This is a genomic window from Desulfobacula toluolica Tol2, from assembly GCF_000307105.1.
Taxonomy (GTDB): domain Bacteria; phylum Desulfobacterota; class Desulfobacteria; order Desulfobacterales; family Desulfobacteraceae; genus Desulfobacula; species Desulfobacula toluolica.
The window spans coordinates 4,821,729-4,846,638 of the sequence record NC_018645.1; the positions used below are offsets into that span (position 1 = coordinate 4,821,729).

Annotated in this window: 23 protein-coding genes; 18 read left to right on the forward strand and 5 right to left on the reverse strand. The window is 41.5% G+C overall.

Annotated features, from left to right (window positions below; translation table 11 throughout):
* Nucleotide 1: 1 nt before the first annotated feature.
* Nucleotides 2-1,123 carry an efflux RND transporter periplasmic adaptor subunit gene (locus TOL2_RS21745; protein WP_014959431.1) on the reverse strand — a complete coding sequence of 374 codons (1,122 nt, stop codon included), beginning with the start codon at nucleotides 1,121-1,123 and terminating at the stop codon, nucleotides 2-4.
* A gap of 491 nt (nucleotides 1,124-1,614) precedes the next feature.
* Here TOL2_RS21745 and TOL2_RS21750 point away from each other — a divergent pair, with 491 nt between their 5' ends.
* Complete coding sequence (locus tag TOL2_RS21750; RefSeq protein ID WP_014959432.1) at nucleotides 1,615-2,679, forward strand: GGDEF domain-containing protein; 1,065 nt, start codon at nucleotides 1,615-1,617, stop codon at nucleotides 2,677-2,679.
* On the opposite strand, the gene hisF is transcribed toward TOL2_RS21750, so the two are convergent.
* From hisF to asnS, 3 genes are all read right to left on the reverse strand, one after another.
* Entirely contained in the window at nucleotides 2,669-4,258 is a 1,590-nt protein-coding gene (gene hisF, locus TOL2_RS21755; RefSeq protein ID WP_332370615.1) for an imidazole glycerol phosphate synthase subunit HisF, read from the reverse strand. The genes TOL2_RS21750 and hisF overlap by 11 nt on opposite strands.
* Nucleotides 4,259-4,417: 159 nt before the next feature.
* On the reverse strand, nucleotides 4,418-5,305 hold the full coding sequence (locus TOL2_RS21760; RefSeq protein WP_014959434.1) for a class I SAM-dependent methyltransferase: 888 nt from the start codon (nucleotides 5,303-5,305) through the stop codon (nucleotides 4,418-4,420).
* A gap of 3 nt (nucleotides 5,306-5,308) precedes the next feature.
* Nucleotides 5,309-6,688 (reverse strand): asparagine--tRNA ligase, encoded by a 1,380-nt coding sequence (gene asnS / locus TOL2_RS21765; RefSeq protein ID WP_014959435.1) that lies wholly within the window; start codon nucleotides 6,686-6,688, stop codon nucleotides 5,309-5,311.
* A gap of 82 nt (nucleotides 6,689-6,770) precedes the next feature.
* Here asnS and TOL2_RS21770 point away from each other — a divergent pair, with 82 nt between their 5' ends.
* The 13 genes from TOL2_RS21770 (at nucleotide 6,771) to TOL2_RS21825 (ending at nucleotide 18,719) form a co-directional block, all read left to right on the forward strand.
* Nucleotides 6,771-9,305: a TIGR03960 family B12-binding radical SAM protein gene (locus TOL2_RS21770; RefSeq protein ID WP_014959436.1), complete on the forward strand. Its 2,535-nt coding sequence runs from the start codon at nucleotides 6,771-6,773 to the stop codon at nucleotides 9,303-9,305.
* Nucleotides 9,306-9,309: 4 nt separating this feature from the next.
* Nucleotides 9,310-10,872, forward strand: a complete 1,563-nt coding sequence (locus TOL2_RS21775; RefSeq protein ID WP_014959437.1) for an Rne/Rng family ribonuclease — start codon at nucleotides 9,310-9,312, stop codon at nucleotides 10,870-10,872.
* Between the two features lie 130 nt (nucleotides 10,873-11,002).
* On the forward strand, nucleotides 11,003-11,137 hold the full coding sequence (gene rpmH, locus TOL2_RS24430; protein ID WP_014959438.1) for a 50S ribosomal protein L34: 135 nt from the start codon (nucleotides 11,003-11,005) through the stop codon (nucleotides 11,135-11,137).
* Between the two features lie 27 nt (nucleotides 11,138-11,164).
* Nucleotides 11,165-11,500 carry a ribonuclease P protein component gene (rnpA, locus tag TOL2_RS21780; RefSeq protein ID WP_014959439.1) on the forward strand — a complete coding sequence of 112 codons (336 nt, stop codon included), beginning with the start codon at nucleotides 11,165-11,167 and terminating at the stop codon, nucleotides 11,498-11,500.
* Nucleotides 11,501-11,503: 3 nt separating this feature from the next.
* Nucleotides 11,504-11,713: a membrane protein insertion efficiency factor YidD gene (yidD, locus tag TOL2_RS21785; RefSeq protein WP_014959440.1), complete on the forward strand. Its 210-nt coding sequence runs from the start codon at nucleotides 11,504-11,506 to the stop codon at nucleotides 11,711-11,713.
* Between the two features lie 81 nt (nucleotides 11,714-11,794).
* Nucleotides 11,795-13,477: a membrane protein insertase YidC gene (gene yidC / locus TOL2_RS21790; protein ID WP_014959441.1), complete on the forward strand. Its 1,683-nt coding sequence runs from the start codon at nucleotides 11,795-11,797 to the stop codon at nucleotides 13,475-13,477.
* A gap of 12 nt (nucleotides 13,478-13,489) precedes the next feature.
* Entirely contained in the window at nucleotides 13,490-14,356 is an 867-nt protein-coding gene (gene jag / locus TOL2_RS21795; protein ID WP_014959442.1) for an RNA-binding cell elongation regulator Jag/EloR, read from the forward strand.
* A 6-nt stretch (nucleotides 14,357-14,362) separates the two neighbouring features.
* Nucleotides 14,363-15,751 (forward strand): tRNA uridine-5-carboxymethylaminomethyl(34) synthesis GTPase MnmE, encoded by a 1,389-nt coding sequence (gene mnmE / locus TOL2_RS21800; RefSeq protein WP_014959443.1) that lies wholly within the window; start codon nucleotides 14,363-14,365, stop codon nucleotides 15,749-15,751.
* Nucleotides 15,752-15,843: 92 nt separating this feature from the next.
* Nucleotides 15,844-16,515: a YkgJ family cysteine cluster protein gene (locus TOL2_RS21805; protein WP_014959444.1), complete on the forward strand. Its 672-nt coding sequence runs from the start codon at nucleotides 15,844-15,846 to the stop codon at nucleotides 16,513-16,515.
* Nucleotides 16,508-16,861, forward strand: a complete 354-nt coding sequence (locus tag TOL2_RS21810) for a hypothetical protein (RefSeq protein WP_014959445.1) — start codon at nucleotides 16,508-16,510, stop codon at nucleotides 16,859-16,861. Before TOL2_RS21805 ends, TOL2_RS21810 begins: the two co-directional genes overlap by 8 nt.
* On the forward strand, nucleotides 16,848-17,681 hold the full coding sequence (locus TOL2_RS21815; protein ID WP_014959446.1) for a 50S ribosomal protein L11 methyltransferase: 834 nt from the start codon (nucleotides 16,848-16,850) through the stop codon (nucleotides 17,679-17,681). Before TOL2_RS21810 ends, TOL2_RS21815 begins: the two co-directional genes overlap by 14 nt.
* Nucleotides 17,682-17,694: 13 nt before the next feature.
* Nucleotides 17,695-18,330 (forward strand): thermonuclease family protein, encoded by a 636-nt coding sequence (locus TOL2_RS21820; protein WP_014959447.1) that lies wholly within the window; start codon nucleotides 17,695-17,697, stop codon nucleotides 18,328-18,330.
* 149 nt (nucleotides 18,331-18,479) lie between these two features.
* Nucleotides 18,480-18,719 (forward strand): hypothetical protein, encoded by a 240-nt coding sequence (locus TOL2_RS21825; RefSeq protein WP_014959448.1) that lies wholly within the window; start codon nucleotides 18,480-18,482, stop codon nucleotides 18,717-18,719.
* Between the two features lie 90 nt (nucleotides 18,720-18,809).
* On the opposite strand, the gene TOL2_RS21830 is transcribed toward TOL2_RS21825, so the two are convergent.
* Nucleotides 18,810-19,358 carry a single-stranded DNA-binding protein gene (locus tag TOL2_RS21830; protein ID WP_014959449.1) on the reverse strand — a complete coding sequence of 183 codons (549 nt, stop codon included), beginning with the start codon at nucleotides 19,356-19,358 and terminating at the stop codon, nucleotides 18,810-18,812.
* 179 nt (nucleotides 19,359-19,537) lie between these two features.
* Between TOL2_RS21830 and TOL2_RS21835 the strand changes: the two genes are divergently transcribed.
* The 4 genes from TOL2_RS21835 (at nucleotide 19,538) to TOL2_RS23915 (ending at nucleotide 24,909) form a co-directional block, all read left to right on the forward strand.
* Complete coding sequence (locus TOL2_RS21835; protein WP_014959450.1) at nucleotides 19,538-20,326, forward strand: TrmB family transcriptional regulator; 789 nt, start codon at nucleotides 19,538-19,540, stop codon at nucleotides 20,324-20,326.
* A gap of 12 nt (nucleotides 20,327-20,338) precedes the next feature.
* A complete protein-coding gene (locus TOL2_RS21840; RefSeq protein ID WP_014959451.1) occupies nucleotides 20,339-21,619 on the forward strand; it encodes an aspartate aminotransferase family protein in 1,281 nt (426 codons plus the stop codon).
* Nucleotides 21,620-21,905: 286 nt separating this feature from the next.
* The gene (locus TOL2_RS21845; RefSeq protein ID WP_014959452.1) at nucleotides 21,906-22,319 is read left to right on the forward strand and encodes a bacteriohemerythrin; all 414 of its coding nucleotides are present in this window, start codon (nucleotides 21,906-21,908) and stop codon (nucleotides 22,317-22,319) included.
* The gene (locus TOL2_RS23915; RefSeq protein WP_014959453.1) at nucleotides 22,309-24,909 is read left to right on the forward strand and encodes a response regulator; all 2,601 of its coding nucleotides are present in this window, start codon (nucleotides 22,309-22,311) and stop codon (nucleotides 24,907-24,909) included. Before TOL2_RS21845 ends, TOL2_RS23915 begins: the two co-directional genes overlap by 11 nt.
* Nucleotide 24,910 lies beyond the last annotated feature (1 nt).

Below are 24,910 nucleotides of genomic sequence, written 5' to 3' on the forward strand. Positions count from 1 at the left end.
CTTATTTGTATCCTATGGTTTCATTTCCGGTGAGTCCTGCCAGCACTTCAATCTTGTCACCCAGTTTTTTTCCGGTTTTGATGTATACCGATTGCCAGGTGTCGTTGTTTTTCACATAGACCAGTTCCAGCTGGCCCACCTGGATCACCGCTTTTTGAGGTATGAGAAGGGTCTGTTTTTTTTCAACCGGGATCAAAAGCCTGCCGAACATTCCCGGATAAATACCCGGAGTCTCCGGCAAGGTGGCCTTTACCAGAAAGGTGCGGGTGGCTGGATCAGCATAGGGTACGATCTCTTCTACTCTTGACTGCACGGTTTTTCCAATGGTTTTAATGAGTATCCGGTACTCATTGCCTATGATGACACGGCTGATCAATCCCTCTCGTACATTGGCCTCAAGTCTCAAAGCGCCGCTGGTCTGGATAATTAAAAGGGGCTTGCCAGGAACGGCAATGTCACCCGGATCAATCATTCTTTTTGCAACCACACCGGCAGCAGGAGCAATGATCTGTGAATATCCCAGTGCAATCCGTCCTTCTTTAACAATCTCTTCAGCATTTCTGATGGATGCTTTTGCCGACTTTTCAGCTTCCTGGGATTTTTCAAGGCGCGCCTTTGCCTGGAGAAAGGCGGATTTGTCAATTTCAAGTTTTTGAGACGTTACAATGGCGGATTTAAACAGTTTTTGTGTCCGGTTGTATGCAGCCATGGTCTGGTCAAGACCTGCCTTTGCTTCATCCATGGATTTTTGGGCCTGCTTGAGTTGGTTTTTTGCAACATTAAGCCCTTCTTGTGCCTGTTTAAGCTGTGCCGTGAGCCGTCTTGCATCCAATTGTATGAGAAGCTCGCCTTTTTTGACGGCTGTACCCGGAACATGCAAAACTTTTATCACCTGGGCGCTGACCTGGGATTCTATCATGGATTCTGTCAGAGGTCTTATGGTCCCGACAGCCTCATATATCCGGGTGACATCCTGTTTTTCAACAGTGGCGATATTTTCAGGGTTAAATTGTTTCCCGGCAGCACCATCTTCAGAAAATCCAGGTTGTATTTTGTCATTCTCACATGAGAAGCCGATCAAGAAAACAAATAGCAGTAATGGAAAAAGGAACTTTTTTTTCATGGCATGGCTCTTTTCTATAAGTTTTAATTTATGAAAACCGTTATTCTAAAGCGGGCGATGCCCACAACCCAATTCCCAGATGACATGAACCTTTCCTATTTGCTAAAGATGAAAGTATGAACATTACCATCAAACAAAAGGAGGCGGCTCATGGAATCATTTATAGACATATTCTAAAATTTGGTCAAGAGAACGATTTTTGGATTTGATCGAATCGTTTTTACTCATCCATTATAAGTTTTAGCTATGTTCTTTTAAAATAGGTTTAAAAAATTATAAATCATAATGACACTTTTGCGGGTTAAGGAAAGAATAATGTCAGATGCATGACGAAAGCGGCATGTTTTTCCCTGTTTAAAAAGTTTGTTGCAAAGGAATTAAACTTGTAACTAATTGAATTTTAATATATTTTATGTATTTTGCGAACATTGGCACGGGTATTGCTTTAATTACTTTCAGAAGCACTTAATGTAATGAAGCGAGGTAAAAACATGAAACAATCTTTGAACAGACTATCCAACAAAATGACTGCAGTGTTGTCAATGATTTTCAAGACAGCACAAAAACAGGCAGACCATAAAAAACTGACTCACCACATTGTTGAATTAAATAAAAAGCAATCATCCCTGGAAATTATCAGCGAAGTTGCCTTATGTCTGAAAGATATTCTCAATTACAGATTGTTTGCCTTTGTGATCAAAAAAGAAAATAGTGTTGATATCTGGCTGGACCCCAGAATGTACAAAAAATCCCTTGAGAATATTGTGTTAAAGGATTTTAACATTAAAAATAAAGAAAGTTTAAACTATCTGAATCACACTTTTCATGATGATGAGCAAGAAGAAAAATTCGATATGAAAGATCTTGTTTTTTATGAATTAACCGATGAAGATTGCTATTCAAGAATCTACATGCTTCCCCAAAATCAGATGTACGACCACCATGACGAAGTTGTACATCTTATCCTCCAGGGATGCTCAACCGCACTCTCACGGCAGATTAAAATGGAACAGTTAAGGACCGCGGCTGTTATGGACTCTTTAACAGGATGTTACAACAGAAGAGAATTTGAGAACCAGCTGAAAAGAAATATTTCAAGAGCAGTTCGGCATAAAAACGATTTGTCCGTATTTATGTTTGATCTGGATCATTTTAAAAACGTAAATGACACCTATGGCCATCTGGCCGGTGACAAGGTGTTGCAGGAAGTCACACGCATTGTCAAAAATAATATCAGAGCAGATGATATCCTTGCCAGATACGGGGGGGAAGAATTTATTGTTATTATGCCTGAAACCAGCAAAACAAAAGCCATGGAACTTGCGGATCGTCTGAGAATTAAAATTTCAAATAAACTTATTGTGCATGGTGACGATACCATAAAAGTGACCGCAAGTTTCGGGGTTTCTGAGCTGACCAAATCTGCAGACATGGCCCGGATCATACAGGATGCGGACACCATGCTGTACAAGGCCAAACTGAACGGGCGGAATACGGTTATGCCCGGATTGATCAAGGTTGTTTACAATCAAAAATCTGCAAAAGCTATATTGTAGAACGAACTTCTATATTCCTTTCAAGCAGATAGTTTTTAACATTTTGGATGGGCACTTCTTTTCTGTGAAATATACCGGCGGCAAGGGCTGCCTGTGCAGATGTTTTTTCAAACACCTGGAAAAAATGATCTTCACACCCGGCCCCGCTTGATGCAATCACAGGTATGCAAACAGCATTTCTTACGGCATTGATCAATTCAAGGTCAAACCCTGAGTTTGTCCCGTCCTTGTCAATGCAATTGAGAAGAATTTCTCCGGCACCCAGTTCCTGGCAGGCTTTGGCCAGTGCAACCGCATCCAGATCTCTTGTCTTTCTGCCACCCTGTACTGTACACTGATACCAGCAATAGGCTTCATTGTTCGGGCCTGGAAATTGAGTTTTGATCACATGGTGTTTTTTTGCATCATCCGGCGAGTTTACATAGACTCTTTTGGGGTCCACTGAAATCACTACCGCCTGGTTGCCGTACACTCTGGAAATTTCTTCGATGGAGCTTTTTCCTGTTTTTTTACCTGTTTTTAAATATTGCTCGGCAATATCAACGGCATCGCTGCCAATGGATATTTTATCAGCTCCTGACCTGAAATATCGGGAGGCCACATCCAGTGCGGTATAGGTTTTTCCATTGCTGTCCGTATAATCTCTTATCCCGCCGCCAATGGTCAAAGGCACAAAAACATTTTTACTGGTCTGTTCAAGCACTTTTATCATGGGCATATCTTTTAAAGGAAAATCCCTGAATCCTGTAATATTCAAAAAAGTGATCTCATCTGCCCCTTCCTCATAATATCGTTTGGCAAGCTCCACAGGTTTGCCCAGATTCCTGACGTTTCCTTCATCCCTTACATCGTATTGATCCCCTTTTGTCACCACAAGGTCGCCTTGATCGTTGGTTCTGACATCCAGGCAGGCAATGATTCGTTTTGAAAGTCCTTTTGCTTTGATGTCAACGGCCTTTTTCGCTCTCAGGTCTTTTTGATAAATAAAATTTTCCAGCAGTTTAATACCGGCATTTCCGCTTTTTTCCGGGTGAAACTGGGTGCCGATGATATTGCCTTGCTGAACACTGCTGACAAATTCATAATCGTAATTTGTGGTGGTTAAAACAACCGATTCATCTTCAGGAACAATATGATACGAGTGGACAAAATAAAATTTTGTATCCGGCAAAACATCCTTAAACACAGGCGAATCTTTTTTCAGGTTTACCCCGTTCCATCCAATGTGAGGAACAGCCAGATCTGTTTTGAAACGGTTGACCCTGCCCTTGAACATACTCAAGCTCTCATTGCCTGAAACGTCTTCTTCACTTCCCTCAAAAAGGGCCTGCATTCCCAGGCATATACCAAAGAACGGCTGGTCAGCTTTAAGATATTCGCGTAATGGAGCAATATAGTTTTTTTCGGTCAGGATACGGATCATGTTTTCATAATTTCCCACACCGGGAAACAATAGTTTTTCAGCATCCAGGATATCAGAGGGTTTGGTAACTGGTTTGATTTTTCCGCCCAGTTTTTCAATGGCATTGACCACGCTTCGAACATTGCCGGCCCCATAATCAAGTAAGGTAATCATCATCTTGTGCTATCCTTCAAACAAAGGTGTTGTTGTATTTTTTTGTCAGGTATTATCATCCAAAACAATTTTTTACAAAGATATTTGTCAAATATGTTGTACAACGCTATTAATCAAAATATATTTATCAAACATATCTATATTAAGGACTGTTTTGAAACATCATCTTTTTTGTGCATAAATTCCCTGCAGGTTTTCATGAAAAAAGAGAGCTTTAAACCCTGATTGTTCAAGTCTCTTCATGGTGTTTTTAATAAAATTTTTTTTGGATTTTATTTTTTTGGGGCTGCCGGTATAGTGAAATAATTTTGAACGCGAGGCCATGACCCTGAAAAGCGCGTCATAAAATTTTTTCCCGTACAGATCCCCGGTAGCGGAAGTAAACCTTGGCGGATCATGAATCACGCTGTTGAACTGACCATTTTCAAACCTGTCAATTTCTTGACTGATGTCCGTATGGATCAGTTCCAGACGATTGTCGGCATATTTTTTCAACCAGGGGTTTAAATTGCGTATTTTTATGACAGCCGGGCTTTTTTCCGTTGAAATCACCTTTTTGGCTCCGGCTTTCAGAGCAAACACAGCTGAATACCCAAGACCTCCGCAGGTATCTAAAACCAGATCGCCCGGTGCAACCACAAGTTGGGTTTTTAACCGGGCATCTGTTAAGGGGTCAATGTCTTTGGACCGGTGCATCTTGATCCCGTTGATTTCAAGGGTTGGGGCGCTTGTGGTGGGAACCAGCTTGTAATAACCGTCGCTTCGGACTTCAACAGGAGTCAGCATATTGTTTTTAAATATGAAAATCTTGTTTTTAAAAGCCAAAACAGTTTCAAGCTGTTTTGCATCAATTCCGGTCTCAATCCCGGTCTCAATCCCGGTATCAATTTGGGCATCATTGTTCAGTATCAGCCGGTCTTGTGCAATCTGCCATACCTTTTGCGTCAAATTCAAATCCAGGGACAAACAGACATTGTCCTTGTCGTTTCTGATGGCTTCAAGAATTTGTGTCACAACATCAAAATGAAAATAATAAGATTCAGTTATCATAGGTTAAAAGTCAATACTGCCGGGAGTTCTTGGAAACGGTATGACATCCCGGATATTGCTGATTCCGGTCAGCATCATTAAAAATCTTTCAAAACCCATGCCAAATCCTGAATGGGGTACGGACCCGAATTTCCTGGAATCCAGATACCACCAATAGTTTTCCATGGGCAGACCCATCTCTTTCATTCTTTTTTCCAGCACTTCCAGCCGCTCTTCGCGCTGGCTGCCGCCAATCAGCTCTCCGATCCGGGGAACAAGCAGATCTACGGCGGCAACGGTTTTGCCGTCTTCATTCATTCGCATGTAAAAGGGTTTGATCTGTTTGGGATAATCCGTAAGAAAAACCGGCTTTTTGAAATATTGTTCGGCCAGGTATCTCTCATGCTCTGACTGCAGATCAGTGCCATAATCAACTTTAAAATCAAATGTCTTTTTTGAATGTTTTAAAATATCAATGGCCTGGGTATACGAAACCCTTGCAAATTCCGTGTTCAAAAGGATGTCCATGCGTTTTGGCAGGGATTTGTCTACAAAATTACTGAAAAGCGCCATGTCTTCCGGGCATTCATCCATGGCATGCCGGACCAGTGTTTTAACAAGCTCTTCGGCATTGTCCATGTTTTGCTTTAAATCACAAAATGCCATTTCCGGCTCCAGCATCCAGAATTCTGCGGCATGCCTGCTGGTATTGGAATTTTCCGCCCTGAACGTGGGGCCGAATGTATAGACATCTCCCAGAGCCAGGGCAAACATTTCAGCAGACAACTGGCCGGAAACAGTAAGGCTTGATTCCCTGCCAAAAAAATCTGTTTTAAAATCCATTTTGCCCTGTTGTTCTATCATCTTGGGATCAAGGCTGGTGACTCTGAACATTTCTCCTGCACCTTCACAGTCCGAGCCTGTAATCAAAGGGGTGGTCAAATATCGAAAGCCCTTTTCCCTGTAAAACTTATGTATGGCAAACGCCATTTCCGATCTGAGCCGGAATGCCGCTCCATACTTGTTTGTCCGGGGTCTTAAGTGGGCAATGGTTCTTAAAAATTCATCTGTGTGCCTTTTTTTTTGAAGGGGATAGGATTCCGGCGCAATGTTTATGATCTCGATTTGATCAGCCTGGATTTCCCATTTCTGGCCTTTACCTGGTGATGCCGAAAGTTTTCCAGTAACAGACACAGAGGTTCCAGTGGTAATGGTCTGAATATCCGGGTAATTTTCCAGGTCATCATTGGCAATAACCTGGATATTTTTCAGGCAGGAACCGTCATTGATTTCCATGAAAGAAAACTTTTTCGAATCCCGTTTTGTCCTGACCCATCCTTTGACCAATACTTCTCCAGGTGTGGTTTCAAGCTTTAGGAGTAAATTGATTTTTGTTCTTTTCATTGCGTTATCCTGCAAAAAATAATATGTTAGAAAATTTGATTGTACCAAATTACATAAAGGTTTTTTTATAAAATTCAGTATCATGCATAAACAAAATTATCAAGATATCCTTGCATTGGTTCAAATGCCGACCCGATATGCAGGCAATGAAATCAATACTGTTAAAAAAGATCCGGATCAGGTGGATTTAACATTTGCCCTGGTATTTCCCGACCTGTATGAAATCGGAACCTCCCATTTTGGATTGCAAATCCTTTATTCCATTTTAAACCGCCATGAAAAAATTGCAGCAGAACGGTTTTTTGCTCCGGCCCCTGATATGGAGGCCCTGTTGCGCAAAAAAAACATTCCCTGCCTTTCCATGGAGTCTCAAAAAGAGCTGAAAAGTTTTGATATTATAGGAATCAGTCTTCTTTATGAACTGAATTTTACCAATATTTTAACTTTGTTGAGCCTGTCGAACATTCCGTTTTATTCTGCACAGCGAGATGATCTGTTTCCTCTTATTATTGGCGGCGGCCCTTGCGCCTTTAACCCCGAACCCCTAGCTGATTTTTTTGATGCTTTTGTTATCGGAGATGGTGAAGAGGCAACAGTTCAAATTTCACAAAAGGTGATGGAGTTTAAAAAACAGGGAGACGGCAACAAAAAGACTCTGCTCAGACTTTTGTCAAAAATTGACGGGGTGTATGTGCCCTCGTTTTTTGAACCGGCCTATGATGAGCTTGGCATCCAGACGGTCACAACTTTGTTTGACGATTACACACAAGTGAGGCGGGCTTTTTTGCCTGCGCTTACAGTAGATACATTTCCAACTTCTCCCATCATTCCTTTTGCCAAACCGGTTCACGACAGGCTGCGCCTGGAAATTGCCAGAGGATGTTCAAGAGGGTGCCGGTTCTGCCAGGCAGGCATGATATACCGGCCGGTCAGGGAAAGGTCGTTGGAAGACCTGATCAAGATCACCCGGCAGTCTTTAAAAACAACCGGGTATTCCGATATTTCCCTGCTGTCTTTGAGTACGGGAGACTATTCAAACCTTCCCCAGTTGATGGAAGGTCTTATGGATTTGGGCCAGGGGCATTGCAATGCCATTTCTCTTCCGTCTGTAAGGGCGGAAAAACTCACTCCCCAATTGATGAACATCATCAAAAAAGTCAGGAAAACCGGGTTTACCATTGCCCCGGAAGCAGGCTCCCAGCGCCTGAGAGATATTATCAATAAAAATCTGACAGAAGAAAGCATTACGGCAACGGTTGAAAATGCCCTTAATCTTGGCTGGAAAAACATTAAGCTTTATTTCATGATGGGACTTCCTTTTGAAACATCAGAAGATATAGATGCCATATGCACTCTTTCAAAACGGCTGGCTTCTTCTTATGCCAAGGGAAAAACAAAAATCAATGTCAGCACAACCACTTTTATCCCAAAGGCCCACACCCCGTTTCAGAGATGTTCACAGATCTCTTTAAAAGAGACCACGGAAAAACTGCAATATTTAAAAGACAATTTAAGGCACCGCAATGTGAATCTCAAATGGCAGAGTCCTGAGATGAGCATGGTTGAAGGCGTCTGGGCAAGGGGTGACAGGAAATTGTCAAAACTTTTGGTAGCAGCTTTTGAAAACGGATGCCGCCTGGACGGCTGGACCGATAAGTTTAATTTTTCTTTATGGCAGAAATCTTTTGAAGAAACCGGAATAGATCCTTTGTTTTACACCACCCGGCAACGCGAGGATGATGAAGTTCTTCCCTGGGATCATATTGATTCAGGAGTATCGTCCAAATTTTTTAAAAAAGAGTTTCAAAAAGCCAAAGACGCTTCATTGACATTTGACTGCAGGGATAACGAGTGTACCGGGTGTGGAGTGTGTGATTTTAAAACAATAATGCCTGTTGTGCATCAAGTTCTTATAGACGACCGGGTTATTACAGATGACCTGAAAAATGATCCGGTAACCGCCACCCCCTTGAAACACTTGCCTGATGATGCGTTTAAAAAATTTGAAATTTCATTTTCAAAAATCGGGAAAGCACGGTTTTTCGGCCATCTTGAACTGGCCACCATTATTCAAAGAGCCGTTAAAAGAGTCGGCTTGAATGTCAAATATTCACAAGGATTTAATCCTTCCATGAGGCTTTCTTTTGAAACCGCACTGCCCGTTGGAATGGAAAGTGAAGACGAAAAACTTTTTATCTACCTTGAGAAAAATCAGGCACCTGAAATTATTGTTGATTTGTTCAACAGAAACCTTCCTGAAGGCCTGCTGGTTACAGGATGCAAGCCCTTTAATAAATTTGAGAAAAGAAATGATCAGACTGCTTGTTACATCATCAGTCTTGCAGACGGGTGTCTTGAACAGGAAAAAGTAAATCAGTTTTTAAATCTGTCAGAATTTATGGTTGAAGACTTGAGCAAAAAAGGAAAAATACGAAAAACAGACTTGAGAAAATCAGTTGAAAAAATTTGTTTGATTGATTTGCAAACCATTGAAATGGTTTTAAAAAAATATAACGAAAGAACCATAAGGCCAACGGAAATATTGACAAAATATTTTAAACTGGATGAAGATGTCATAAAAAAAGCCAAAATCAAAAAGATAAAACCCAAAGGATAACACCATGTTAAAAGAGCTTGTTGTTAATGCGGCACCTCATGAAACACGAGTGGCATTGATTGAAAACGGTACTATTGTAGAAGTTTTCATTGAAAGGGAAGATGAAACATCCATTGCCGGCAATATTTATAAAGGACGGGTGCAAAGAGTTCTTCCCGGTATGCAGGCGGCGTTTGTTGATATCGGGTTTGATCAGGCAGCATTTATTTATGTGGATGATGTCTTGGATACGGCCTGCCGTGAAATGTATCAGAAATTTGAGCAGGACAATGATTCAGATGACACTGATAGCGGGAATATGCAGACAGGCTCTATGGCAGGCAGTCACACCTCATGGAAAGCTTCTTTCAACCAGGAATGCAGTATTGAGGATTTGCTGACAGAGGGCCAGGAGATCCTGGTCCAGGTTGCAAAATCATCCATAGGCACCAAGGGACCGAGAATCACCACCCACATCTCCCTTGCCGGACGATATATGGTATTAATGCCGACAGTGGATCACATAGGCATATCAAAAAGAATTGAAAATGAGACTGAACGAACAAGGTTAAAAGACATTGTGTTGTCTATTCGTAAAAATAAGTTCGGATATATATTAAGAACACAGGCCAATGGAATTGATGAAAATACCATTGCAAAAGAGATTGAATTTTTAAACAAAAACTGGGAATCCATTCTGGCTAAAAGCATGGGCGCCGGAGCGCCATCTCTTGTATACAAAGATCTTACGGTAACTTTCAGGGCGGTCAGGGATCTTCTGGCCAATGAAGCGGACAAACTGATTATTGATTCAAAAGAAGAATATGAAAATGTTCAAAAATTTTTAGAACGTCTTATGCCGGATGTAAAATTATCTGTAGAGCTTTACCAGGGAAGAGAATCTGTTTTTGATGCCTATAATATTGAAGGAGATGTGGCAAGGGCATTAAAAAAAAAAGTGTGGCTCAAGTCCGGCGGATATATCGTGATTGAGCAGACAGAAGCCCTGGTGGCCATTGACGTGAATACCGGCAGGTATGTGGGAAAGCACAATTTTGATGAGACCATCCTTAAAACCAACCTTGAGGCTGTAAAAGAGATTGCCTACCAGGTGCGGCTTCGAAATATCGGCGGAATCATTATTATTGATTTTATTGATATGAAAAAAGAGCAGCACAAGGACAAGGTCATGGCACATATGAATGAAGCCATGAAAAAAGACAAGAGCCAGACAAATATTTTGCCATTAACAGAACTTGGCCTTGTGCAGATGACCCGCAAAAGAATACGGCGGAATCTGACCAGAACTCTTTGCGAACCCTGTTTTTATTGTAATGGAGACGGACACCTTTTATCGGGAAAATCCATATGCCATAAAATTTACAGAGATCTTGTCAGTGAAGCCGGTGATATGATGGGCAACCGCTTTACTGTAAAAGTACATCCTGACATCGCCCAGTTGCTTCATGGCAGGGAAAAACATCTGATTTCATCCCTGGAAAAACAATTTTCAAAGCCCATCGCCATATACCCGGAGCCTCATTACCACATAGAAGAATACCATATATTCGAGTCCCTGGTAAAATAAATATAGGGTTAATCATATAATTGGCCCGGGTTCATTCTTGACATTTTTTTTAAAAAACGTTAATATCCCATGTTTATGGTGGTTTGTAATAATAATGGTTAAAATAAGAAAAGTTAAGGATTGTTGATTTATGAAACGAACATTTCAACCAAGCAACAGGAAAAGAACTCGAAAACACGGATTTCGTAAAAGAATGTCTACACCCAGCGGCAGACGAGTAATTAATGCAAGAAGAGCTAAGGGAAGAAAGAAACTTACCGTTTAGTAAAGGGATTTATTGAGTAACTTTTGTTTGCCAAAAAAGGTTAGGCTCCTGAAGAGAGCTCAATTTTTAACACTTTCGAAACAAGGGAAAAAAGTACATACAGACTGCTTTTTAGCACTTGTACTTAAAGGAACAGCTCTAAACAATCGAATTGGCATTACAGTATCGAAAAAAGTAGGAAATGCAGTAGAGCGTAACAGGATAAAAAGAATTATTAGAGAATATTTCAGGCACAATAAAGAGAATATTTCAGGACCGGATGATATAAACATCATTGCAAGGAAGGGTCTGACTACGCTATCCAACAGGCAGATTATTGAGAAGCTTGATAAACTTTTTACAAAAATAGCTGCAGTAAATTAAGTAATGAAACCGCTATTAATAATATTTATTAAATTTTATCAATATTTTATATCACCGTTAACCGGGGCAAATTGCCGTTATTATCCGAGCTGTTCGGCATATGCCCTTGAGGCGATTGAAAAATACGGCAGCCTTAAAGGCACAGCTCTTGCCGTTAAAAGAGTTCTGCGTTGTCATCCATTCCATGCAGGAGGGTTTGATCCGGTTCCATAATTTATCCAGATGCCCGACTCATTTCCTCTTCTATTTTAAAGTGACGTGCCGTTACAACTTATTTTAGGTTTAGGAGAGAAAATGGATGAACAAAAGCGGTTATTATTAGCTGTCGTGCTGTCAGTTGTGGTTCTTATCGGGTATCAAATGTTTTTTGTAACCCCGCCGGACCCGAATAGTCTTCCTAAGGACGTTCAAACACAGAATGCAGACCAGCCAAAGGTTCAGGAAAACACCCCTAATGTTTCCGATTATAGAGCCGGAACCGGCGAGCTTTCTGACCCGGTCTACCGCCCGGAAAAAAAATATAGAACCATATTTGTATCCACCCCGCTTTATAATATTGCCATTTCCGAACATGGCGCTGCCGTTAAAAGTTTTGAACTGAAAAATTATAAAGAAACAAACAAAAAAGACTCTCTCTTAAAGCAATTGGTGCCGGAACAACTTTTATCCGGAACCTTGCTGCTTGATCTTGAAGGACAGTCCCTTCCCGGATTAAAAAATGCTGTCTATACCGCAAAAACAGACGCAACTGATAACTCTGTTGTTCAAGGTAAAAAAACCATTGACTTTGCCTTCAGGACCGACCGGGGAATGGTGGTGAAAAAGATTTTCACCTTTAATGCCGATTCTTACATGATTGATTGCGACATCGTTTTTCAAAACGGATCAGACATGCCGTTAAACGATTCTCTTGTGATTAACACTCCTGGAATTTTTAATGAGGAAGTCAAGAAAAGATCCAGGTTTGCGTTTGAAGGGCCGGTGGTGTTTGTTGATAATGAGTATACTGATATTGACGTTGATGATATCAAAGAAAAAAACACTTATAGCGGAAAAATTGACTGGTCAGGTTATATGGAACGCTACTTCATGACGGTTATCATGCCTAAAAAAATTGATAACAGCCCCATGAATGATACAAAATTTTTGTTGTCCTATGCAAATGAACGGGTTGCCGCTAATTTTATCCAAAAAATGGATCGGCTTGACCCGGGCAAGCAGGCAAATTATTCGTTTAGTCTCTACATGGGCCCGAAAAGCCAGCAGGTGTTAAGCCAATATGACACCAGTCTTAAAAATGCCATTAATTTTGGATTTTTTAATGTGATTGCCAAACCACTTTTGATCACCATGAATATGATCCACAAGGTGATTCCAAATTATGGCGTGGCTATTATCCTTTTAACGGTTTTAATTAAATTGATTTTCTGGCCCCTTGGTACAAAAAGTTACAAATCAATGAACGAGATGAAAAAAGTTCAGCCGTTGATGATGGAAATTCGGGAAAAATATAAAAATGATAAACAGAGGATGAACCAGGAAGTCATGGGGCTTTACAAAACCTATAAAGTCAACCCGGCAAGCGGGTGTCTGCCCTTACTGGTTCAAATGCCTATTTTCTTTGCTCTTTACAGGATGCTTTACCAGGCAATTGAGTTGCGGCATGCACCTTTTATCGGATGGATATCTGATTTGTCCGCCCCGGACAGGCTGTTTGACTTTAATTTTGCAATTCCCATGATGCAGGAACCCTATGGTATTCCAATGCTGACACTTTTAATGGGTGCATCCTTTTTATTGCAACAGAAAATGACTCCAACTGCAGGTGATCCCATGCAGGCCAAAATGATGATGTTAATGCCGATATTCATGACTGTATTATTCATCAATTTCCCGGCAGGATTGGTTCTGTATATGTTTGTAAACAACATCATATCCATGGGACAGCAGTATTATATTCAAAAGAAATTTTTGTAAGCAGGAGGTAAAATGACACAAACTCAGGAATTCAGCGGGAAAGATGTAGATGTCGCTATTAAAAATGCCTGTGCAGAATTGATGCTTTCCAAGAAGGAATTGAAATATGACGTGATTTCAGAAGGTTCTTCAGGAATCTTTGGAATTGTCGGCAGAAAAGATGCCCGAATCCGAGTCGTTCTTCCGAATATGGATACTGATAAATCAGATGAAGCGGAGATGGAAGGAATCAGATCCATTGTGGATGAAGCTTTTGGTGAAGATACCCGTCTGGAAGAGACCCGAATTGAAAAACCCAAAACCGAAGAACCCCGTATAGAAGAACCAAAAAGTGAAAATTTTCAGAAAAAAGAATTCAAGTCTTATGACACACCAGATCCGGTTGACGTGTCTGAGGACTCTATTGCGATCGGTATTGAGGCGGTACAGAAAATGGCCGATTTGATCACGGATGATGCCACTGTCAGTGCCAATACAGATCAGGACAGGCTGACCCTTAAGATTGAAGGCGGAAATGCCGGTATCCTGATCGGCAGAAAAGGCCAAACCCTTGATGCCATGCAGTTTTTAACCGATAAAATCATCAACCGGAAAAGTGACGCCAGGGTCAGGGTCAAGGTGGATATTGAAGGTTATATGGAAACTCGCAAATCCAATCTCCGGCACCTGGCATATAAAATGGCGGACAAGGCAAAAAAGACGGGCCGTCCGGCAACCATCAACCAGATGAGCGCCCAGGACAGGCGGATTGTCCATCTGGCCTTAAAAGATGATGCCAGTGTCAGAACTCAAAGCATGGGTGACGGATATTACAGAAGACTTGTGATTTTTCCAAAAAAAAAAAACAGTTTCAGAGGAAAGAGACGGTTTAAAAGATAACATGCCATGACGGATACAATTGCCGCAATAGCAACTCCCTATGGAAGCGGCGGGATTGGTGTTATAAGGATTTCGGGACCAAAAGCCTTTGATATCGCAGCAGTGCTTTTTTCAACAACAAAACACTGGCCCAAAGGGTGTAAGAAGTTAGAATCTCATAAGGTTTATCACGGATATGTTTTTGACCGGAAAAACATATCCGTGATTGATGAGGTTTTATTGATTCCCATGAAGGCACCGTCCTCTTATACGGCTGAAGATGTTGTGGAAATTCAGGCCCATGCAGGAACAATTGTCTTGCGTACCATTCTCGATGAGATACTTTCTTGTGGCGCACGGCTTTCCGAACCCGGAGAATTTACAAAACGAGCTTTTTTAAACCAGAGAATTGATCTGACCCAGGCCGAGGCAGTGGCGGATATCATTAATGCGAAATCTGTCAATGCACTTAAATTTGCAGCGTCTCAGAATCTTGGAACATTAAAAAGCAGTATCCAGGAGTTAAGACAAAAACTGATTCAGTTTTTGTCTTTGCTTGAAGTCAATATTGATTTTCCCGATGATGTTGACCCGTTTGAACCATCCCAAAAAGAGATGGAACTGGTGGATGATGTGCTTAAAACCTGCCGTGAGTTTATCCGGCAGCATGAGGATGCCTGCTTTTTAAAGGATGGTATCCGGATCGCCATCTGCGGCGCCCCAAATGTGGGGAAATCAAGTCTGATGAACCGGCTGCTTGCACAGGACCGCTCCATTGTCACGGCCATCCCCGGAACCACAAGGGACCCCATTGAAGAGGGGCTGAATATCGAGGGAATACCCTTTGTTATTGCAGATACGGCAGGGATTCACCAGACCGATGACCTGGTCGAGATTATCGGCATTGAAAAGGCAAAAGATCATATTATCGCATCGGATATCGTATTGTTCATGAAAGAACCCGACACTGTTTTTTCCGACAGGGAATTTGAAAAAATGGTTCCTTTGGAAAATCAAGCCGGCAAAAAAGTTATTTTTGTGATCAATAAAATTGACCTGGACAAAGGCAATCTGCCGAGTCTTTCTGAAAAATACCGGCACATCCCGACAATTGAAATTTCAGCCCTCTTAAACAAAGGGATTAATAAGTTAAAACAAAAAATTGTGACCATCAGTATTGGCCATCTGGATATGGAAAAATCATCGGTCATTCCGAATTTACGGCATAAAAAAGCCCTTGAACAGACGGTTGCAAGTCTTGAGGCGGTAAAAACAGGACTGGCAAATAAATTAGAAGAGGAAATACTGGCAATTGATGTTAAAAGCAGTATTGATTTTCTTGGAACAATTACAGGCGAAACCGCGTCTTTAGATATATTAGACAATATTTTCAGTAATTTTTGCATTGGAAAATAGTGTATGACTAAAAAACTATGAAGATTTAATTCCACTGCAATTGTCGGTAAAATTGGCGGTTTTTGGTTGGCACTGAATAAAGGATAAACATTATGGCATTAGATTTAAACGAACACTTTGTAAAATATGAAGCACTTGTCCAGATGGTGGATGCAGTGTTTGCCCGTGTGAAAAACGAATACCCCAAAGAAGTGTTCTGCAGGGAAAAATGCAGTGACTGCTGCTATGCAATTTTTGATCTCACCCTTATCGAAGCGCTTTATTTGAAAAATAAATTTTTAAATAAATTCAGTGGCAAAGAAAAAAATGATCTCATTGAAACTGCGGACAAGACGGACAGGGTGCTTACAAAGATGAAACGGGATGCCTTTAAGGCAGTCAAAAATGGTGCAGATCAATTGGAAATTGTCGGAAAAATGTCCCAGGAACGGGTCAGATGTCCCCTTCTGGGCCAGGACAATCTGTGTGTTCTGTATGAAAACAGGCCGATTACCTGCAGGGTTTATGGTATTCCCACATCCACGGCAGGTGTCAGCCATATCTGCGGTCGGACAAATTTTAACCAGGGACAGCCTTACCCCACATTGAATATGGACAAAATTTATACCCAGCTCCAGCTGCTGTCAGCCCAATTGGTGCAAGCCATCAATTCTGAAAAAATAAAAATGCATGAAATGCTGATCCCTGTTTCAATGGCCATGGTTACGGATTTTAATGAAGAATACCTGGGAATCAGAAAAATGGGAGTCAAAAAAAATGGATGAATTTACCCCCGAACAGATTGAAGAAAAGAAAAAAGGCATTTTTGATGCCATGGGCAAAAGAGGCCAGAAGCAGATCCTTAAAAAAGGATATGAAGCATGGAATCCTTTTCAGGAACCCAAAGATCCCATTGAGATCCGGAAAGATAAAACCAAGCGAACCAGCCAGGTTCTTATCCGGGAGTTTTTGACCCAGATTGATCATGATGAATACTCAAATACCTTTGCCCAGGGTGCTTTTGAAATGTGCCTGGGTATTATCAATAGTGAAGAAAGAATACTGGGGATGTTTGAATTTGCCCGCTGGTATGAAGAATTGTTAAAAAAAGAAGGTCATGATTCCCTCTGATATGCATGATATGCAAGTGGATAAAGAAACAATTTTAAATATTCTTTATCAATCCGATGTCAGGCTGACCCCTCAAGCGCTTATCAGAGAAATCAAGTCCAGGGTTTTGATCACATCTTCAGCAGCCAAAAAGATAGTGAGGCAGCTCATTGATGAACAGGAGCTGTCTTATCATTATCTTTACGGGTCCACCTATGTGGAAAAAAGTTTTCTAAAGCCGGTCCGCATTACAAGGCATTTTGTTCTCACACCCCCTGGATTTGAGACACAATCCACCCCGACCGATATAGACATTACTATTGAGCCGGGCATCTCTTTCGGAGCCGGCCAGCATCCCACCACACAACTTTGTCTTGCCGCAATAGAGTTCTGTTTTTTTGAACAACAACTGATTCATCTTAAACCAGGCCTTGTCGGCGCGGACATCGGAACCGGTTCCGGTGTGCTGGCCATGGCAATGTGCCTTTCAGGGCTTGCCGCCTGCAATGCTTATGAAATTGATCCGGTGTCCATTAATGAAGCTAAAAAAAATATTGCATTAAATCATCTGACAAAACAAATCAACGTCGTTGAAGACACTATGAAAGAGTGCAATTCTCCGGTTTCCATCATTTGCGCCAATTTAAGATTTCCCACGCTGAAAACTTTGTCTGATATGATTTGGGATAGCTTGACAGATCATGGCATTGCCATTCTGTCTGGTGTGCGCGAATGGGAAACACAAGCCCTTATCGCCTGCTATTCGGCAAAAGGATTTGAGCTTGCCTGGCAAAAACATGACAAACAGTGGTCCGGGTTTGTGTGGATAAAAAAAAGGTGATAAACCAAATTGTATGATAAAAACTTTTGTTAAAGTTTTTCTTCTTCTTTTTTTAAGCCTGTTTTTGTACGGAAATATCTATTTTTGGACCGATGAAAACGGTACCAAGCATTTCAGCAACACAACCGCTCCGTTGGATGAAGCAGTTGAAGAACTGACGGAAAGCCGTGCCGTTCTTCAAAAATTGACAGCCGTAAAAAATAACCATCAGGTATTTAAGGTATTAAAGGTCTTTGACGGGGATACCATAAAGGTTAGCGGGCTTGATTTGATTTTCAAGATACGGCTGGTAGGAATAGATTCTCCGGAAATCGGATTCAAAGGTCAAAAAAGCCAGCCTTTCAGCCAAAAAGCAAAGCAGTATCTGGCAGGTTTGGTGGACAATAAAAACATCACCCTTAAAAGTTACGGTATCGGCGGATATAACAGGCAACTGGCAGAAGTTTTTATCGGCAATAAAAATGTAAATATCGCGATGGTAAGGGCCGGGCTGGCCGAAGTATATAAAGGCAGACGGCCTAAAAATCTTGATTTCCAAGCCTATATAACCGAAGAATCAAAGGCCAGGCAGTCCCGAAAAGGGATGTGGATACAAAAGGCTTCCTATAAAAGTCCCAAGCAGTGGCGAAAAGAACATCCAAGAAAATAATTTTAGGATTGCCAAACTCTTTTTAAATGTTTATTCTTTTTTTCAGGTTAAGGGTGTCACATCTTTCATGCAAATTAAAAGAATGCAAATTAAAAGGTGTGTATTGGGAAATTATTTTTTAAACTATTATAAACAAAGGAGCCGGTATTATGAAAGAAAGATCACTGAGAAGGCACCAGGAGTTTAAAGCAAAAAGAAAAAGTCAGCAAAATTATAATAGTTGCATTAAAGATTTATCCCCGTCAGAAAGACAGGCGCTGGGAAACAACCTTGAAAAGTTAAGAAAGGTTTGTGTGGCAAGTCATTTTGATGAACAGGCAAAAAAGCCCGTAAAAAAACCGCTTCGGGAAATGAAGCATGATATTACAATGAGAGAACAGCTTGGCTGATTAGAACCATTTTAAACAAAAGCCTCATGGTAGACGATTGGTCAACCATGAGGCTTTTTTATTTTTAGAATAACAAAATTTTCAAAACGGTTAAAAAGGAATATCATCATCAGGAATAGGCTGCTGTCCGCCGGTCATGCCCGGGCTTGTTGTACCCTGGAAATTGCTGTCGCTTCCGGAATCTGGTTTCTGATAACCGCCACCTCCCTGGAATCCTCCACCGCCTTGCTGTCCTCCACCGCCTTGATATCCGCCGCCCTGCTGGCCGCCACCGCCTTGGAATCCTCCGCCACCGAACTGGTTATCCTGTCTGCCGCCAAGGAATTGAAAATTGGATACCACGATTTCTGTAGTATAATGGGTTTGACCGTCTTTTTCATAGTTCCGTGTCTGAAGTCTGCCTTCAATATAAACCTGACTGCCTTTTGACAGGTATTTTTCAAGAGTTTCAGCTGGTTTGCCAAAGGCTACAATGCGATGCCATTCTGTTTTTACCTGTCTGTCACCGGTGTTTTTATCTGTCCATTGTTCGCTTGTGGCAAGGGAAAAATTCACGACTGCCAATCCTTGCTGGGAATACCTTATTTCAGGGTCCCGGCCAAGGTTCCCTATGAGCATCACTTTATTAAGACCCGCCATTTATATTCTCCTGTTTTTGGATAAGATTTAAGATGTTCATTTTTTTAAACTATTTACCTGATTCAAAACCCGGTGTCAAAGGGATAATTTTTTTCACCGGGCATTTGAAGCGTAACTATTGACAATTCTTGGGGTTACAGTTATGTTGCTATTAGGGTAGCAACATTTTGGAGGATAAAATGGAATCCTTTTCAAATCTAAAAGATCTTGGATTTTCACAATATGAAGCCGCCTGTTATATGGCCCTGGTAAGCCATCACCCGGTGAACGGGTCCCAGTTGAGCAAGCAATCAGGGATTGCCAGATCAAGGATATATGATGTGTTGCGCAGCCTGATTTCCAAGGGTTATGTGATGAACATCAATGCCGGCCAATATGCACCCCTGCCTCCGGATGAATTGATCAGACAGCTGAAAAAAAAATTTAACACAAGCATCAAAGCATTTGAAGAGCAGATCGCAAAGGCCTGCCAAAAGAATGCTGTTGAATATGTCTGGACCCTTACCGGGTATGACGCGGTCATGGAAAAAGCCATGGAAATGATCAAAGAGGCGAAACAGGAAATTTATGTCAGATTGTTTCCCGAGGCAGACCTGCACCTGGGCAGATATTTGACGGATGCAGACAAACGAGGTGTAAATATTCGCTATATTGCCATGGGCAGGATTGAAAAAAAATTTGATGTGCAGGTGATGCACCCGGATTGCGATCAGTTACAGCAGACCATTGGCGGACGATCCATAGATGTGATCATCGATAAAAAACAAGCCCTTGTGGGTATATTTGAAACCGGCAATGAAGATCAATCCCCCATCAACTGGACAAAAAATCAATGGGTTATCCTGGCAAACCGGGACAGTCTGCGCCATGATTTCTACCACAGCTTTCTGGAAAAAATGATAGACCGGCACCAGGAACTGACACACGACGAACAACGAATTTACGAGATCATAAAATCGGATAATTAGAGGAGGTGTCGTATGACTGCAATAAGAAAAATTCATCATTTCAACGGATTCTCCACCGAGAATGACAACACCATTTTTAAATTGGAAGAAAATTATGGTGCCCACCATTATGACAGGATCGGTCTGGTTGTCAGGCAGGCAAAAGGATGCTGGCTGACCGATGAAAAAGGCAATAAATACCTGGATTGTCTGGCTGCTTATTCTGCGGCAAATCCGGGTCACCATCACCCCGTTATTACTCGAGCGGTCATGGATGCGTTGACTGGAAATTATGCTTCGGTATTGTCCAATGTCGTATTTACTGACCCGCTGGGAATTTTTCTGTCCAAGGCTGCCAGCTTTGCTCCCCAGATGGCACCCAGGTTTGGTAATCACGGAAACAAAGTGCTGCCCAAAAACGGCGGGGTTGAATCCGTTGAAACGGCCATAAAAACCATGCGGTATTTTGGATTCAAGCACAAAGGAATTGAAGACGGAAAACAGCAGATCATTGTGTTTGACGGCAATTTTCACGGCAGAACCATTTGCGTTGTTTCTTTTTCATCCACCCCAAAATACAAACATGGCTTTGGGCCTTTGATCCCCGGGTTTGTATCCGTTGAATTCGGCAACCTTGAACAGGTCAAAAAAGCCATCACACCCAACACATGCGGCATCCTTGTGGAGCCCATGCAAGGAGAAGGAGGAATGAGAATACCGCCTGAAGGCTTTCTCAAAGGGCTTCGACAGCTGGCCGACGACCATGATCTTCTGCTGATCTGTGATGAAATCCAGGTTGGTCTGGGGAGAACAGGGAAAAAATTTGCCTTTGAACATGAAAACATTGTTCCTGACGGGGTGATTCTTGGAAAAGCATTATCCGGAGGTCTTGTTCCCCTGTCCGTGTTTATTACCAATGCAAAAATTATGGATATGGTTTTCTCCAAAGGATCAGACGGGTCTACTTTTGGCGGGTATCCTCTTGCCTGTGTGGCAGGAACAGCTGCTTTAAAGATTTTTGAACAAGAAAAACTGGCTGAAAAAGCCGCTGAACAAGGAAGAATCCTGAAAGCCAAAATTGAACAAATTGCCAAAAAATCCGTTCATGTCAAAGAGGTCAGAGGCAAAGGGCTTTTCATCGGAATAGAAATGAAAAACGGCAATGCCATGGAATTTTGCCGCAAGCTGTTAAAATTCGGTTTGATTGTCAATGACAGCCACGGGCATACCATCCGGATTTCTCCGCCCCTCATTATCAATGACCGGGAAATAGAATTTATGGTTAAACAGCTTGAAAAAGTTTTGGCAGATTAAAAAAATCTTAATTTAAAATAGTATGTCAGGGTTTTAATGCTGTTGCAAAAATAATCGGTTAACATCTCTTGAAAGCTATACGATTATTGTATGGTTTGACGGTATTTTTAATGATTCTTTTTAAGATTAGCCCCATACTCAAACATCAGCATTGGCCTCTGAATACCTTCAAAATTGTGTTTTCGCATACAGGCTGACTTGAAACCAGGTTGAAAAAAAAAGTGATTTGTCTTATAAATCCCGGAAGCTGAAATATTATGTAAAAATCATACAAAAAGGAAGAGCTATGCTGGAAAAAATTGATTGGAAACAAGACTATAAAATAGGAATTGAGGAGATAGACTTCCAGCATCAATATTTTACTCTGCTGATCAATAAATTGATTGATGATCTGGTTGAACCCAAAGATGACTATTACAATTGCAGACTATTGGAAGAGCTTTCACAGTATGCATCCTTTCACTTTATCAGCGAAGAAAACAGAATGATTCGCTGCAACTACCCGTTTATTGAAGACCATAAGGATCTTCACCGCAACCTTATCAGCCAGTTAAATGATCAAATCAATTATTTTAAGATGGCCAAATCAACAATTGAAGACATTATCAGTTTTTTAACGGAATGGTTTCTTCATCATACCGTTGAAAAAGACCATGAATTCGGAGAGTATTTTAAGGAAACAAATAAAAATGTCAAATAAAGCTGTTTCTTCTATACCATTTGAAAAAAATAAATTTGTTTTGATTGTTACCGATACCGGATGTTCGAATATTTTATCTGAAATTCTCTCAGGAGCAGGCTATAGAATTGATTATGCTAAAACCTGTAGGGTAGTACTGGACATTGTAAAAAAAAAACTGCCGGACATAGTCATCATAGATATTCAAAGGCCTGGCAACCATGAATTTGAACTCTGCCGGACATTAAACTCAAATGATATCTCCCTTAATATTCCAATCATCTTTATATGCACTCTGCCGGAATTGGATGATAAGGAAAAAGCCTTTGAGGCCGGTTGTTATGACTTTATAACAAAACCTTTCTTTGCAGTTGAATTGTTGTCACGAATCAAGAATTGCATCATGATGCAGCAACATCAAAAACAACTTGAACAGATAATCCATGAAAGGACCCTGGCTTTACAACAAGAGCAAGATAAATTAAGGCGGGAATTACAGATACGCACACAAAATGCTGTGATCAGAGAAAATCAACTCAAACTGCTGTCCTTGAGCTTTGATATCAGCCAAACCATGATTCAGGGGAAAACCATTACGCAAATGCTGCAAAATTGCTGTGAACTCATTGTTCACCATCTGGATGCTGTGTTTACCCGTGTCTGGCTTATTGATGAGCTTCAAAATGTTCTGGTGCTGCAGGCAAGCGCCGGAATGTACACAAGTATCAACGGCAAACATAGCCGAAAATCTGTTGCCTGCACCAACAAGATAGGAAAAATTTTTTTAACCAAATCTCCTCATACAACCAATGCTATTATGGGTGACTTTCAGGTTTGTGACCAGGAATGGGCAAAGAAGGAAAAAATGGTTTCTTTTGCAGGCCATCCCCTTGTGGTGGATGATAAGGTGATTGGTGTTGTTGCCATGTTCTCGAAAAACATCCTGTCAAATATGGTTATGAAGTCGCTTGAGAGCGTGGCCAATAGCATTTCCCTGGGGGTGCGGCGCAAATTGTCCGAAGCATCTTTGCTTGCAAGTGAGACCCGGTTTCGGGATTTGATCGAGGATACAGTTGATTGGATATGGGAATTGAATCATGAAGGCGTCTATACCTATAGCAGTCCCCGGGTGTTTAATCTGCTCGGGTATGATCCCGGCGAAATTATGGGCAAGACCCCTTTTGAATTTATGCCGCCTGAGGAAGGTTTGAAAATGCAGACTATTTTCCGGGAAATGGTTTCCGGGCAGAAGATGTTCAGTGCCATTGAAAACACTTGTCTACATAAAAACGGTAACAAGGTGGTTCTTGAAGCCAGTGCCAGGCCGATATTCAATGATGACGGAACCTTATGGGGATACCGGGGGATCAACCGTGATATTACCGAGAGAAAAAATTCTCAGGAGGCGCTTAGGCAAAGAGACGAGCAGCTTCGCCAGACCCAGAAAATGGAGGCCATCGGAACCCTGGCAGGGGGAATTGCCCATGATTTTAATAATATTCTTGCAGCTATCCTGGGATATACGGAACTGGCTCTTTTCGATCTTCCTGAAGAAAGCAGAAAAAAACACGAGCTTGATCAGGTCTTAAAAGCAGGGCACCGGGCCAAAGAATTAATCCGGCAGATACTGACATTCAGCCGAAAAAGCGATCAAATGCTGAGACCGCTGCGTGTCCAGATCATTGCCAAGGAAGTTGTAAAACTGTTACGATCCTCCATCCCGTCAACAATTAGTATCAAACAAAATATTGATCCGGGCTGTGAAAATGTTGTTGCTGATCCGACACAGATTCATCAGGTTTTTATGAATCTGTGTACCAATGCATATCATGCCATGAAAGAATCTGGAGGTGTTTTAAACATTTCTTTGCAGCAGATACAATTAAACCGTGAAGATCTTAATGGCAATCTTAATATTAAAACAGGGTCTTATCTGAAATTAGAGGTCAGTGACTCAGGCATTGGCATTCCCAAAGACATTCAAAATAAAATTTTTGAGCCATACTATACCACCAAGGGCATGGGAGAAGGCACGGGCCTTGGCCTTGCGGTCGTACACGGCATTGTCAAAAATCTGCACGGGGATATTACCGTAAACAGTGAACCCGGCAAAGGAACAGCATTTTGCGTTTATCTGCCTGTGGCAAAAGCAACAAAAAAAAATGTTCGGGAAAGATCTATGGCACCGGTTCCAACCGGCAAGGAACACATTCTCCTGGTGGATGATGACGAAGACCTTGCCCGGATGCATAAACAAATGCTTGAAAGACTTGGGTATAAAGTTACTGTGTTGACATCCAGCGTTGAAACTCTGGATGTGTTTCAAAATTCTCCCAACGGATTTGATCTGGTAATGACGGATATGACTATGCCGGGCATGACAGGGGCGGAACTTGCCCGGCGGATTTTTAAAATAAAACCCGATATGCCGGTGATTTTATGTACAGGATACAGTGAGATAATAAATGCCGAGCAGGCCAAGGCCATGGGCATTAATGCCTACTTGTCAAAACCGATCCTTAAAAGGGAATTGGCTGATGTCGTCAGAACTGTTCTGGATGAAACTAAAGAGATAAATATCAAAGAAAAAAAATATTGGACAACATATTAAA